The sequence below is a fragment of the Pseudomonas sp. S3_E10 genome (genome assembly GCF_054667615.1).
The window spans coordinates 3,753,066-3,765,756 of sequence record NZ_CP162743.1 but is presented as its reverse complement, the minus strand read 5'-3'; the positions used below and the strand labels follow the sequence as shown (position 1 = coordinate 3,765,756).

The window sequence follows — 12,691 nt, the reverse complement described above, 5'->3', positions numbered from 1 at the left end:
CGCCGACAACGGCCGTGAAACCTACTGGAAACCCGCGTTCAAATTGCCGGAACGCGCCAGGAAAACCCCGCCCCGCTGCCCGTTTGCCTGACCTTCGTGGTAGCTCAGAACGCCGTTGACCCACACCTCATCAATGCCCTGCGCCGCACGCTGCGGCGTTTTGAAATCCGCTACATCGCGCACCCGCAAGGGATCAAACAACACCAGATCCGCCCGGTGCCCTACACGAATTTCGCCGCGCTCCGACAACCCGAAACGCGCGGCCGACAAGCCGGTCATTTTGTGCACCGCCGTGTGCAACGGGAACAACCCCACATCCCGGCTGAAATGCCCCAACACGCGTGGAAACGCGCCCCACAATCGCGGGTGCGGAAACGGATCTTCCGGCAAGCCATCAGAGCCCACCATCGACAATGGATGCGCCAGGATGCGTCGTACATCCGCCTCGTCCATGCCGTAATACACCGCGCCCGCCGGTTGCAGGCGACGCGCGGCGTTCATCAGCGAAACGCCCCACTCTGCCGCGATAGCCTGCAGATCACGCCCGCCCATGTCAGGGTGCGGCGTGGACCAGGTGATGGTGATGCGAAACGCATCGGTCACTTGCTTGAGGTCCAGGGTCGAAGAGCTGGCCGCATAGGGATAACAATCGCAGCCCACCGGATGGCTTTTCGCGGCATGTTCCAACGCCGCCAACAGCTGCGGGCTACGCCCCCAGTTCCCCGCGCCGGCACATTTGAGGTGGGAAATAATCACCGGCGCCCTGGCATGCCGGCCAATCAAGAACGCCTCGTCCATGGCCTCCAGCACCGGTTCGAATTCGCTGCGCAAATGGGTGGTGTACACCGCGCCGCTGGCGGTCAGCTCTTCACTGAGTTGCAGTACCTCATCGGTCTTGGCATTAAACGCGCTGGCGTAGGCAAGCCCTGTGGATAAACCCAGCGCGCCAGCTTCAAGGCTCTGTCGCAACTGCACGCGCATGGCGGTAATTTCCTCCGCCGTGGCGGTACGGTGCAGGTCGTCCATATGGTTGCTGCGCAGCGCCGTGTGGCCGACCAGCGCCGCAACGTTGACGGCTGGGTGGGCGCGTTGCACCGCGGCGCGGTAGTCGGCGAAACGCGGATAGGTGAACGCCTTACGCGTGCCCAGCAGGTTCATCGGGTCTGGCGGATCACGGCGCAAACTGACCGGCGAGGCACTGATGCCGCAGTTGCCGACGATCACCGTGGTCACTCCCTGGCTGAGCTTGGGCAACATCTGCGGCTGGCGGATCACCACGGTGTCGTCGTGGGTATGCACGTCGATAAAACCTGGCGCCAATACGCGGTCACGGGCGTCGATATCATGCGCGGCCACGGCGGTGGACAAGTCACCGATCGCCTCGATACGCCCCTCGCGCAGCCCCACATCGGCGACGTAGCCAGGCGTGTTGCTGCCATCAATGACCATCGCCTGGCGAATCAGCGTGTCGTACTTCATATCAGTCTCCAAGCGGCAGGCTATCGGGGCCGCCACGGTAATCGTCCAGGGCCAGCTTGATTCGGCGCAGGCGTTCCTGGTTGGCGTCGGGCAGGGCCAGCGCCAGCTCGGTGGCGAGCAGGTCAATGGCCAGCAGCATGCCGTAGCGCGCCGCCGTGGGTTTGTAGATAAAGCTGGTTTCGGCCGGTTGCAGCGCCAGCACAACGTCTGCCAAGCGTGCCAGGGGCGAGTCGGCCAGGGTGATGGCGAGGATGCGCACATCGTAGTTGCGCGCCAGCTCCGTCACCGCCAGTAACTCGGGGGTGAGGCCGGTGAGGGAACACACGATCAGCGCGTGCTCCGCGCCCAAGGTGGCGGCGGTGACGCGCATCATCACCGGGTCATGACAGGCTGCAATCGGATAGCCCAGGCGCACCAGGCGCACTTGCAATTCATCGCTGCACAGGCTCGATGGGCCGCCCATGCCGAACGCATGGATCATCCGCGCCTTGCCCAACAGGCTCACCGCATCGGCAAAGCTCGCCTGACTGAACCCAGACAGGTGCTGACGCAACGTCGCCTCGATATCGCCGAGAATCTGCCGATGGAACGCCGACTGCTCGGGCAACCCCGCCGGGTCCAGGAAGCGGCTGCCGACGCCGCTGGCCTGGGCCAGTTGCAGGCGCAGATCGCGTAAATCCCGACATCCCACGCTGCGGGCAAAGCGCGACAACGTCGCCGTGCTCACCTCGGCCCGCTGGGACAGTTCTTCCAGGCTGGCGGACGCGGCAAAGCCCACGTCCTCCAGCATCAGTTGGGCAATACGCCCTTCGCCAGCGCTGAACGAGGCTTGGCGGGCGCGGATCTGGTAGAGGATGTCCATCGAGGCTCCGGGTTACAGAAGGCAGGACAGACCGTAGGTCAGAGCGAAGGCAACCACCGAAATCAGCGTCTCCAATACGGTCCAGGTCTTGAAGGTTTGGATCACCGTCATATTGAAGTATTCCTTGATCAGCCAGAAGCCGCCGTCATTGACGTGGGAAAAAATCACCGAGCCTGCGCCCGTGGCCAACACCAGCAATTCCGGGTGTGGATAACCCAGGCCCAGGGCGACCGGCGCGACCACGCCGGACGCCGTCGTCATCGCCACGGTGGCCGAGCCGGTGGCGATGCGCATCAAGGCCGCGAACAGCCAGCCCATCACCAGCGGCGACAGCTGGAAGGCATGGGCCAGGCCAAGAATTTCGTGGGTCACGCCGGCATCCACCAGAATGCGGTTCAACCCGCCGCCCGCGCCCACCAGCAAGGTAATGCTGGCGGTCGGTGCCAGGCATTCATTGGTGAATTTGAGGATCGATTCGCGGTTCAAGCCCTGGGCCAGGCCCAGGGTCCAGAAACTCACCAGGGTCGCCAGCAACAGCGCGATCACCGAGTTGCCGATAAAGGCCAGGAACTGGTTAAAGCCCGTGCCCGGCGCTGAGATCACGTTGGCCCAACCGCCGATCATCATCAGCACCACCGGCAACAGGATAGTGCCCATGGTCAGGGCAAAACTCGGTAGACGGGTGCGCGGTTCACGCTCGATAAACTGGCGCTCCAGCGGGTTTTCCGCCGGCAGTTGAATGCGCGGCACGATGAACTTGGCATACACCGGGCCGGCGATGATCGCCGTAGGGATGCCGATCAAAATCGCATACAACACGGTCTGCCCCACCGACGCGTTATACGCCAGCACCGCCATCATCGCGGCCGGGTGCGGCGGCACCAGTGCATGCACCACCGACAGGCCGGCGACCATCGGCAAGCCGACCATCAGGATCGACACACCTACGCGCCGCGCCACGGTAAAGGCGATCGGCACCAGCAACACAAAACCCACTTCGAAAAACAGCGGCAGCCCCACCAGGAACGCGATGCAGACCATCGCCCAATGGGCATTGCGCTCACCGAAACGGTTGATCAAGGTGCGTGCCACCTGCTCGGCGCCACCGGACTCGGCCATCATCTTGCCGAGCATGGTGCCCAGCGCCACCACCAGGGCAATGTGCCCCAGGGTCTTGCCCACGCCCGCTTCATAGGAGCCCATGATGGTGTCCGCCGGCATCCCGGCCATCAGCGCCAGGCCGATGGACACCAGGGTGATGACGATAAATGGGTTGAGCCGGTAGCGTGCGATCAGCACGATCAAAGCAATGATGGCGATGGCAGCATATGCCAGTAGCCCGAAGCCCGGTGATGCAGCCATGCGGTACTCCTCGTAAAAGGGTCACGTCGAATAGGTTGTGAAACTCATAAATCATTACCGAGGAGGGTTTTCAATTTTTATGAAAGTAAGTTTCGCCCACGGATAAGTGCTGTCGCGTCGGGATATGCGCGACACCCGCGGATGAAAATTCGCGGGGCGTTCTTACATGAAGATCACACGGCTGGAAACTCAACGGACGCGCTTGAGTCATAAAACTCACATCCCTTGATGCCCAGGAAAAACGCAGATGATTCGTACGCCATTCGCCGCCAGTATCTTGCTGCTCGCCCTGTGCGGTACTACTGCCACCGCCGCCGAGAACCCGGCCCTGAAAAAATGCATGGACGGCGCCAACACCACCGCCGACATGGTCACGTGCAATATCAAGGAAACCAAAGTGCAGGACACGCGCCTGAACACCGCCTACACAACCGCACTCGCGGCGCAGGAAGGCAACCGCCGGCAGCAACTGCAAGACGTGCAGCGCCTGTGGATAAAGTACCGCGATGCCAATTGCCAATTTATCGGCTCGGCCACCGGCGGCACCATCGATCAGGTCAATGGCACCGGCTGCGTGCTGGACATGACCCAGGCACGCGCCCAGGAACTGGAAGACCTGGTCGGGCCGTGATCACTTATTCAGGATGAACGCGAGCGCGCTTGAGCAGCTTCTTGCAGCGCTCCGACAAGTGCAGCACGCGTAAATGCTTGCCGGCCTTGGTGTACCGCTCGCGCAGGGTCATCAGCGCGGCAATTGCCGAGTAGTCGACAAAGCTCAGGTGGCGGCAATCCAGTGTGACCTGAGCCGGGTCGTTGGCCGGATCGAACTGGTTCAAAAACCCGGTGGTAGAGGCAAAGAACAACGTGCCGTGCAGGCGATAGAGCTTGCTGCCATCAGCCTCCAGATGTTCATCGGCGTACAGCTCACGGGCCTGTTGCCAGGCAAAGTTCAACGCTGCGATGACGATCCCGCACAGCACGGCGGTTGCCAGGTCGGTGAATACCGTGATCACCGTTACCGCAATAATCACCAGCACGTCATTGGCCGGTACTTTGTTGATCACCCGCAGCGACGCCCAGGCGAACGTCTGCTGGGATACCACGAACATCACCCCCACCAGCGCCGCCAGCGGGATGCGCTCGATCAGCGGCGACAGAAACAGAATGAACAGCAGGATCATCACCCCGGCAAACACCCCGGAGAAACGCCCGCGCCCGCCGGAACTAAGGTTGATCACGGTTTGCCCGATCATCGCGCAACCGCCCATGCCGCCGAACAGGCCCGACACCATATTCGCCGCGCCCAGGGCCACGCTTTCGCGGTCCGGGTAGCCACGGGTCTCGGTGATTTCGTCGGTGAGGTTGAGGGTCAGCAGGGTTTCCAGCAGGCCGACCATGGCCATCAGGAACGCATAAGGCGCAATGATGCCCAGGGTTTCCAGGGTCCAGGGCACCTGCGGCAGCGCGAAGCCCGGCAGGCCGCCGGCGATGTGCGCCATGTCGCCGAGGGTGCGGGTCGGCAACCCCAGCAGATACACCGCCAGGCCTACGCCGAGGATCGCCACCAGCGCCGGTGGCACCGCGCGGGTGATGCGTGGCAGCACGTAGACGATGGCCATGGTCGCCACGACCAGCCCGCTCATCACATACAACGGCGTCCCGCTGAGCCAGTGCTCGCCGCTCTTGAAATGCTCCAACTGCGCCAGCGCGATGATGATCGCCAAGCCGTTGACGAAACCCAGCATCACCGGATGCGGCACCATGCGCACCAGTTTGCCCAGGCGCAACAGGCCGAACGTGAGCATGATCAACCCGCCCAGCAGCACCGTGGCGAGCAGGTAGCCCACGCCGTGCTGCACCACCAGCGCGACGATCACCACCGCCATCGACCCCGCCGCGCCCGAGACCATGCCCGGGCGCCCACCGAACAACGCGGTGAGGGTGCAGATGATAAAGGCGCCATACAGCCCCATCAGCGGGTTGAGGTGAGCGACCAACGCAAAGGCGATGCACTCGGGCAGCAGCGCGAAAGACGTGGTGAGGCCGGCCAGGGCATCGGCGCGCAGACGGGTGAGGTTCATGAGATACCAGGGAATTGCGGGGGATTAGGCGGGGAATGGTACGAAATTGCAGCGGGTGGGGCCAGTAATGTGTAACAACAGATGAACCCGGTAGCCGCCCATTCAGCAGGCATACCGCGCCAACTTGGCCTGGATAAAGTCCAGGAAGCACTGGATCCGCAACGCCAACTGCGAGTTGCGATAGAACACCGCATGGATCGGCTGGCGATAGCCACTGTTGAACGCCTCCAGCACCGGCACCAGGCGCCCGGCGTCGATGTCGGCGCTGGTCATGAAGTTCGACAGGCAACAAATGCCCTGCCCTTCCAGCGCCAACTGACGCAGGGTTTCACCGCTGGACGCAGCAATACCCGGTTCGATCAGCCAGCGGTCGCCCTCCCCATGGCGCAACGGCCAGTGGTTGAGGGTTTCGGTGTGGGTGAAGCCAAGCAACGTGTGTTCCGCCAGTTCGGCAACGGCCTGCGGTGCGCCGTACTGCTTGAGGTAACCGGGGCTGGCGAGGATGTGCAACGGGGTGCAGCCAAGTGAGCGTGCGTGCAGGGTGGAATCCGCCAGGGCACCGATGCGAATGGCGATGTCGGTGCTTTGCTCAAGCAGGTCGATGATCAGGTCATCGCTGTTCAGCTCCAGCTGGATATCCGGGTAGAGGCTGCGAAACTCGGCGATGTACGGCACGATCCCATGCAGCATGAATGGCACGGCAGCGTTGATGCGCAAGCGCCCGGCGGGGTTCTGGCGGCGCGATGACATGCGCTCTTGCAGCTCATCCATCTGCGCCAGGATCAGCTTGGCCTGCTCGAAAAAGTACTTGCCCTCCTCGGTCAGGTCCATGCGCCGTGTGGTGCGGTTGATCAGCGTGGTGTCGAGCTTGGCTTCCAGACGCGACAACGTGCGGCTGACCGCCGAGGGCGTCTGCCCGACCTGCTCCGCCGCAGCGGAAATCGAGCCGCACTCGATCACGCTGACGAAGGTCTGTAGCTCATCGGATCGGGCTTTCATGGGCGGTCCTCGGTGTAGGTTGCGCGCAGCTTACACCGAGAGGCTGAACACCTGCGCCAGATGCTGCTCGTAGCGCGCCACGTCGGCCTCGATCGCCGGGCGTTTCATCACGTCCACGCAGAGGAAGGTCGGCAGGCGGCGCATGCCGAGGAACTCATTGGCCTTGTGGAACGGGAAGTACACCGCATCCACGCCCTTGGCCTCGAAGAAATCGCTCGGGTCGTCGAAGGCTTGCTGCGGTGCATTCCAGGTCAGCGAGAGCATGTACTGCTTGCCCTGAATAAGACCGCCACTGCCGTACTTCTGCGAGGCATCGGAACGCGTACGACCGTCGCTGGCATACAGGCTGCCGTGGCCTTCGGTAAAGACTTCGTCGATGTATTTCTTGACGATCCACGGTGCGCCCATCCACCAGCCGGGCATCTGGTAGATGATCACGTCGGCCCAGAGAAACTTGGCGACCTCTTCAGCCACGTCGTAGCCCTGGTCGATGTGCGTGACCTTGACGTCGACGCCGCCACGGTCCAGCACGGCCAACGCGGCATCATGCAGGGTGTTGTTGTAGCGGCCATCGGAGTGGGCGAACTTTTTGCCGCCGTTGAGCAGGAGTACTTTTTTCATGGGAGGGCATCCAGAAGGTTGAAATGTCTGGACGCAGACTATCGACCTCAGCCCCTGGGAATAAGCCGCCACGCGGCAAAATACCTTTGACCAAAAAGCACGAATACCCAGCGCATTGTTAACCGCTGATCAGCAGATGCCCGCCCAACAGTGCCATGCCGATAAAAAACAGGCGCTTGAACAGCACCGCACTGATGCGCTGGCGCAGTGCCTGGCCCAGCCACATGCCCAACAGCGCCGGCACCAGCGCCAGCAGCGAGGCGCTGATTTCACCCGTGCCCAGCATGCCGCGCCAGGCCAACCCCGCCGCCAGCGCCAGCGTCGACACGCTGAACGACAGCCCCAACGCCTGCACCAGTTGATCGCGATTCAAGCCCAGCGCTTGCAGGTACGGCACCGCAGGAATCACAAACACCCCGGTCGTTGAGGTGATCACGCCAGTGACCAGCCCACACAGCGGGGCCAGCCAGCGCTCGGTTTCAGGCTTGACCCTGAAGGCGGGCAGGAACAACCCGCTCAGCGCGTACAACAGCAGTGCCCCGCCCAGCGCCCGCACCACCCAACGCCCGCCATCCATGCCCAGCCACACCGTGCCAAGCCCCGTGCCGAGGAAAATCAGCACGAGCATTGGCCACAGCCGCTTGAGCAAGGCACTCAGGTGGCCGCCGAATGCCAGTTGCCACAGGTTGGTCACCGTTGACGGAATGATCAGCAACGCCGCAGCCTGCGCCGGCAGCATAGCCAGGCCGAGCAGGCCCATTGCGACAGTCGGCAAGCCCAGGCCGATCACACCCTTGACGGTGCCGGCCAGCAGGAAGGTGCCGATCACCAGCAAAGTCAGGGCGGGGCCGAGGTTTTGGTAGAGCGCGAGGAAGGTATTCATGGGGCGATTGTGCGGGTTTGGAGCTGGGCTGGATATTCGCCATATACTGAGGCAGCCTCTTGTTTTATGTGAGGCTGAGGGCCTCATCGGGGGCAAGCCCCCCTCCCACATTTGAATGTGTTCGCAAATCAACATGTGGGAAGGGGCTTGCCCCCGATGAGGCCAGTAACGCCATTCGAGAACCCCAGCCATGCACTTTGACCTGATCGACCTGCGCCTATACCTGCACACCCTCGACACCGGCAATATCACCGCCGGCGCCGGCCGCAGCCATTTATCCCTGGCCGCCGCCAGCGCCCGCATTCGCGCCATGGAAGCGTCGCTGGGCATCGAGTTGCTGGCGCGCGGTCGCCGTGGCGTCACGCCAACCGCCGCGGGCAAGGCGCTGGCCCGCCACGCGCGTCTGCTGCTGCAACAGGCCGACCATTTGCAACAGGACCTGGCCGAGTACGCCAAGGGCATCAAAGGCCAGGTGCGCCTGCTGTGCAACACCACGGCGCTGACGGAATACCTGCCGGAACTGCTGGCGGACTTTCTGTGCGAACACCCCAACCTTGAGATCGACCTGCAGGAGTTGCCCAGCCTGCGTATCACCCAGGCCCTGCGCCAGGGCACGGCGGACCTGGGGATTATTTCCGACGCCGTCGACACCCATGGCTTGCAGACATTGCCCTTTCGCGATGACCCGCTGGTGCTGATCCTGCCCCTGGAGCATCCCCTGGCGAATAAAACGGTGAGTTTTATCGACAGCCTGTCACACGATTACGTCGGCCTGGCCGCCCACAGTGCACTCGCGTCGTACCTGGAGGAACAAGCGCTGCACGCCGGCTTTCGCTTGCAGACGCGCGTCCGTGCCGAGGGGTTTGAGGGGGTGATTCGCATGGTCGCCCGGGGCGCGGGCCTGGGCATCGTGCCCCAGGCGGCACTGGACCGCTGGCCGTTGCAACGCGCCTTCACGGCCCAGCCTCTGCAAGAAGGCTGGGCCTGCCGCCAGTTGTTGCTCTGCGCGCGTTCGTTCGAGCAGTTGCCGGGTTACGCCAAAGCCTTGTTCGAGGCCTTGGCCCTGCCCTTGCGGAAAAACCCGTAATACACCGCGCTCAGAATCAACAGGAACGGCACGCCAAAGACCAAGGTCATCCTGAACGCGTCGGTGAAATACGTGGTGATCATCACCGCGCCCATCAGCACCAGGCCCAGCAGCGTACTGTAGGGAAACAGGCGCAGCTCGAAGGACAACTTCGCCCCGCCATGGCGCTTGCGATAGCGGCGGAAGAACAGGTGCGTGAGAAAGATCATGAACCAGGTGAAGATCGCGCCAAACATCGAGATCGCCATCATCAGGGTGAACGAGCTTTGCGGGTACAGCACGTTGAGCAAGGTCGCCAGCGCAATGCCCGAGCTGGACAGCAGCAACGCGTTCAACGGGATGCCGCTCTTGGTCAGGGCGCCCATGGACTTGGGCGCAAAGCCGGCGCGGGACAAGCTGAACATCATGCGCGTGGTGATGTAGAGCTGGCTGTTCATCGCCGACAACGCGGCAATCAGGATCACGAAGTTCATCACCCCGGTAGCGCCGGGAATGCCGATGGTCTGCATCACCGTGACGAACGGGCTCTGGGCCTGACCGGCCTGGTTCCACGGCACGATGGCCAGCATCAGCGCCAGGGTCAGCAGGTAAAACACCACCAGGCGCACGATGGTGGCGCGAAAGGCCTTCTTCACGGCCTGCTCCGGGTCGGCGGCTTCACCGGCGGCCACGGCAATCATTTCGACGCTGAGGTAGCTGAAGATCGATACGATCACCGCGATCCACATGCCGCTCAACCCATGCGGGAAAAAACCGCCGTGAGCCGTGTAGTGATGCACGCCGTATTCCGGGTTGCCGGAACCGAACACCACGTACACCGCCAGGATGATGAAGCCGACAATCGCGCTGATCTTGATGGTGGAGAACCAGTATTCAAAATTGCCGAAGGTCTTCACGCTGATGGCGTTGAGCACAATCAGCACACTGGAAAACGCCACGATCCACACCCACTCCGGCACGTTGGCGAACCAGTACTTCATGTACATCGCCACCGCCGTGACCTCGGCGCCCACCGCCAGCACAATCGCCGCCCAGTACGCATAACGCACCAGGAACCCGGCGAGTGGGCTGATGTAGAACTCGGCGTACGCGCCAAACGACCCCGAGGTGGAATGCGCCACCGTCATCTCCGCCAGGCAGCCCATCAATAGCAAGGTGATCAATGCGCCGATGGCGTAGCTCACCAGCACGCTGGGCCCGGCATAGCCGATGGCATAGGCACTGCCCATGAACAGCCCGGTGCCGATGGCGCCACCGATGGCGATCATGCTCATCTGGCCAGAAGTGAGCTGGCGCCTCAGGCCCAGTTCGCGGTGGGTGATTTCTGCAAAGCCTTGGTCTGGCGTGGTCACGTTGGTGTGCCTCTTTATTATTGTGATTGCACTGTTTGGATATTGGCGCCGATCCCCTGTGTCTAATTCAGGTGACGCTGTGGCGCACTTTGAACTGCGGTTGGTCCCAGGTGCTTTCATCGAGGATTTCACCGAGGATTTCCACCGCGTCCCACACCTCACTGAAACGGGTGTAGAGCGGCGTAAACCCAAAGCGCATGATGCGCGGCTCGCGGTAATCGCCGATCACCCCGCGCGCGACCAGCGCCTGGATCACCGCATAACCTTCAGGATGTTCGAAGCTCACATGGCTGCCGCGCCGGGCGTGTTCACGCGGGGTGATCAGCACAAGACCATGGGCGGCGCAACGCGCTTCGACCAACGCGATAAACAGGTCCGTCAACGCCAGGGATTTACGGCGCAGGCAGGCCATGTCGGTCTGTTCAAAAATCTGCAGCCCGCACTCGACCATGGCCAGCGAAGTGATCGGCTGGGTACCGCACAGGTAGCGGGCGATGCCGGCACTCGGCGCGTAGTTGGACTCCATGGCGAACTGCCGGGTATGCCCGAACCAGCCCGACAGCGGCTGACGCACCTGGTCGACCAACGCCGGGTTGACCCATACGAACGCCTGGGAACCGGGCCCGCCGTTGAGGTATTTGTAGGTACAGCCAATGGCGTAATCCGCCCCGGCGGCGCGCAGGTCGATAGGCACCGCGCCAGCCGAATGCGCCAGGTCCCAGATGCTCAGGGCGCCGCACTCATGGCTCAGGGCAGTGAGCGCCTGCATGTCGTACATGTAGCCGGTTTTGTAGTTGACGTGGGTAAGCATCACCACCGCCACGTCGGCGTCGATCGCCTGGGGCAGTTCGTCCGGGCTGTTCACCAGACGCAGGCAATAGCCCTGTTGCAGCAGCTCGGCCAGGCCTTCGGCGATGTACAGGTCGGTGGGAAAGTTGCTCGCTTCGCTGACGATCACCTTGCGCGCGGGTTCGCGTTGGCGCTGCACGGTCAAGGCGGCGCTGAGTACTTTGAACAGGTTGATCGACGTGGTATCGGTGATCGCCACTTCGCCCGCACCCGCGCCGATCAGGGGGGCCAGGCGATTGCCCAGGCGCAGCGACAGGTCGGCCCAGCCGGCGCTGTTCCAACTGCGGATCAAGCCATTGCCCCACTCCTCGGCGATCACCTGTTGCGCCCGCGCCAGCGAGGCCACCGGGCGCGCGCCGAGGGAGTTACCGTCGAGGTAGATCACCCCCGCCGGCAGCGCGAACTGATCGCGCAGAGGCGCCAGCGGGTCCTGGGCGTCGAGGGTTTGGCAATGGCTTCGGGAGGTCATGACAGGTCCTGGTTCTTATCAGTGAAGACGAAGCAAATAATGAACGAAGATTTGCAGAATTTTCGTGCAAAGTGGTGGGCAACAAGCTAATTAAGCTGTAGGAAATTCGAATTTAACACCTAAACACGCGGATTTATTCTAACCATGATTCTCGACGCCACCGACCTGCGCCTCCTGCATTTCCTGCAACAGGATGGCCGTATCAGCAACCAGGAACTGGCGGAAAAAGTCGCGCTGTCTCCCTCCGCCTGCCTGCGCCGTTTGCGCCTGCTGGAGAGCGAGGGAGTCATCAGCGGTTACCGCGCGGTGTTGAATGCCGAGCAACTGGGCATCGAGCTGGAAGCCATCGTGCACCTGTCGTTACGCCAGGATGTCGAGGACTGGCACGAAACGTTCATCAAGAAAGTGCAAGGCTGGCCGGAGGTGGCCAGCGCCTATGTGATCACCGGCGCGAGCAACTACGTGCTGCGGGTGCAGGCGAGGAACCTCAAGCATTTTTCGGACTTTATCGTGAACCACCTGAACCGCACGGCGGGGGTGATGGATATACGGTCGGAGATCGTGTTGCAGAAGATCAAGGATCGCGATGAGGTGCTGGATCTGGTCGTACGCAAATAGCGACAGCAACAAAGATCAAATGTGGGGGG

At 62.4% G+C, this 12,691-nt stretch carries 12 protein-coding genes; 3 read left to right on the top strand and 9 right to left on the bottom strand.

From position 1 onward, the window contains the following. Positions 1 to 21: 21 nt before the first annotated feature. Genes AB4N98_RS17170 through AB4N98_RS17160 form a run of 3 tightly spaced genes read right to left on the bottom strand, consistent with a single transcriptional unit; the run spans position 22 to position 3,703 of the window. The gene (locus AB4N98_RS17170; RefSeq protein WP_065876573.1) at positions 22 to 1,479 is read right to left on the bottom strand and encodes an N-acyl-D-amino-acid deacylase family protein; all 1,458 of its coding nucleotides are present in this window, start codon (positions 1,477 to 1,479) and stop codon (positions 22 to 24) included. Position 1,480: 1 nt separating this feature from the next. Beyond that, the gene (locus AB4N98_RS17165) at positions 1,481 to 2,341 is read right to left on the bottom strand and encodes a MurR/RpiR family transcriptional regulator (RefSeq protein WP_017531137.1); all 861 of its coding nucleotides are present in this window, start codon (positions 2,339 to 2,341) and stop codon (positions 1,481 to 1,483) included. Positions 2,342 to 2,353: 12 nt separating this feature from the next. Further along, complete coding sequence (locus tag AB4N98_RS17160) at positions 2,354 to 3,703, bottom strand: GntT/GntP/DsdX family permease (protein WP_017531138.1); 1,350 nt, start codon at positions 3,701 to 3,703, stop codon at positions 2,354 to 2,356. Positions 3,704 to 3,950: 247 nt separating this feature from the next. On the opposite strand from AB4N98_RS17160, the gene AB4N98_RS17155 reads away from it, so the two are divergent. Continuing rightward, positions 3,951 to 4,334 (top strand): lysozyme inhibitor LprI family protein, encoded by a 384-nt coding sequence (locus AB4N98_RS17155; protein WP_065876574.1) that lies wholly within the window; start codon positions 3,951 to 3,953, stop codon positions 4,332 to 4,334. A gap of 4 nt (positions 4,335 to 4,338) precedes the next feature. On the opposite strand, the gene AB4N98_RS17150 is transcribed toward AB4N98_RS17155, so the two are convergent. The 4 genes from AB4N98_RS17150 to AB4N98_RS17135 all read right to left on the bottom strand — a co-directional run bounded on the left by AB4N98_RS17150 (position 4,339) and on the right by AB4N98_RS17135 (position 8,287). Continuing rightward, complete coding sequence (locus tag AB4N98_RS17150) at positions 4,339 to 5,784, bottom strand: SulP family inorganic anion transporter (RefSeq protein WP_065876575.1); 1,446 nt, start codon at positions 5,782 to 5,784, stop codon at positions 4,339 to 4,341. A 102-nt stretch (positions 5,785 to 5,886) separates the two neighbouring features. Beyond that, positions 5,887 to 6,783 (bottom strand): LysR family transcriptional regulator, encoded by an 897-nt coding sequence (locus tag AB4N98_RS17145; RefSeq protein WP_017531141.1) that lies wholly within the window; start codon positions 6,781 to 6,783, stop codon positions 5,887 to 5,889. A gap of 30 nt (positions 6,784 to 6,813) precedes the next feature. After that, positions 6,814 to 7,404, bottom strand: coding sequence for an NADPH:quinone oxidoreductase MdaB (locus tag AB4N98_RS17140; RefSeq protein WP_017531142.1), 591 nt, complete (start codon positions 7,402 to 7,404; stop codon positions 6,814 to 6,816). Between the two features lie 118 nt (positions 7,405 to 7,522). Further along, complete coding sequence (locus tag AB4N98_RS17135; RefSeq protein WP_017531143.1) at positions 7,523 to 8,287, bottom strand: sulfite exporter TauE/SafE family protein; 765 nt, start codon at positions 8,285 to 8,287, stop codon at positions 7,523 to 7,525. Between the two features lie 190 nt (positions 8,288 to 8,477). Here AB4N98_RS17135 and AB4N98_RS17130 point away from each other — a divergent pair, with 190 nt between their 5' ends. Next, positions 8,478 to 9,374, top strand: a complete 897-nt coding sequence (locus AB4N98_RS17130; protein WP_017531064.1) for a LysR family transcriptional regulator — start codon at positions 8,478 to 8,480, stop codon at positions 9,372 to 9,374. On the opposite strand, the gene AB4N98_RS17125 is transcribed toward AB4N98_RS17130, so the two are convergent. Both AB4N98_RS17125 and kynU read right to left on the bottom strand, forming a co-directional pair. Next, complete coding sequence (locus AB4N98_RS17125; protein ID WP_065876576.1) at positions 9,320 to 10,726, bottom strand: amino acid permease; 1,407 nt, start codon at positions 10,724 to 10,726, stop codon at positions 9,320 to 9,322. The two genes, AB4N98_RS17130 and AB4N98_RS17125, sit on opposite strands and share 55 nt — an antisense overlap. Before the next feature lie 67 nt (positions 10,727 to 10,793). Continuing rightward, a complete protein-coding gene (kynU, locus tag AB4N98_RS17120) occupies positions 10,794 to 12,044 on the bottom strand; it encodes a kynureninase (RefSeq protein WP_065876577.1) in 1,251 nt (416 codons plus the stop codon). A gap of 144 nt (positions 12,045 to 12,188) precedes the next feature. On the opposite strand from kynU, the gene AB4N98_RS17115 reads away from it, so the two are divergent. Continuing rightward, positions 12,189 to 12,662, top strand: coding sequence for an Lrp/AsnC family transcriptional regulator (locus tag AB4N98_RS17115; protein ID WP_017531067.1), 474 nt, complete (start codon positions 12,189 to 12,191; stop codon positions 12,660 to 12,662). The last annotated feature ends 29 nt before the right edge of the window (positions 12,663 to 12,691 follow it).

Coding starts and splice junctions, on each gene's coding strand:
- AB4N98_RS17170 (WP_065876573.1), bottom strand. CDS start 1,479: ATGAAGTACGACACGCTGATTCGCCAGGCGATGGTCATTGATGGCAGC.
- AB4N98_RS17165 (WP_017531137.1), bottom strand. CDS start 2,341: ATGGACATCCTCTACCAGATCCGCGCCCGCCAAGCCTCGTTCAGCGCT.
- AB4N98_RS17160 (WP_017531138.1), bottom strand. CDS start 3,703: ATGGCTGCATCACCGGGCTTCGGGCTACTGGCATATGCTGCCATCGCC.
- AB4N98_RS17155 (WP_065876574.1), top strand. CDS start 3,951: ATGATTCGTACGCCATTCGCCGCCAGTATCTTGCTGCTCGCCCTGTGC.
- AB4N98_RS17150 (WP_065876575.1), bottom strand. CDS start 5,784: ATGAACCTCACCCGTCTGCGCGCCGATGCCCTGGCCGGCCTCACCACG.
- AB4N98_RS17145 (WP_017531141.1), bottom strand. CDS start 6,783: ATGAAAGCCCGATCCGATGAGCTACAGACCTTCGTCAGCGTGATCGAG.
- AB4N98_RS17140 (WP_017531142.1), bottom strand. CDS start 7,404: ATGAAAAAAGTACTCCTGCTCAACGGCGGCAAAAAGTTCGCCCACTCC.
- AB4N98_RS17135 (WP_017531143.1), bottom strand. CDS start 8,287: ATGAATACCTTCCTCGCGCTCTACCAAAACCTCGGCCCCGCCCTGACT.
- AB4N98_RS17130 (WP_017531064.1), top strand. CDS start 8,478: ATGCACTTTGACCTGATCGACCTGCGCCTATACCTGCACACCCTCGAC.
- kynU (WP_065876577.1), bottom strand. CDS start 12,044: ATGACCTCCCGAAGCCATTGCCAAACCCTCGACGCCCAGGACCCGCTG.
- AB4N98_RS17115 (WP_017531067.1), top strand. CDS start 12,189: ATGATTCTCGACGCCACCGACCTGCGCCTCCTGCATTTCCTGCAACAG.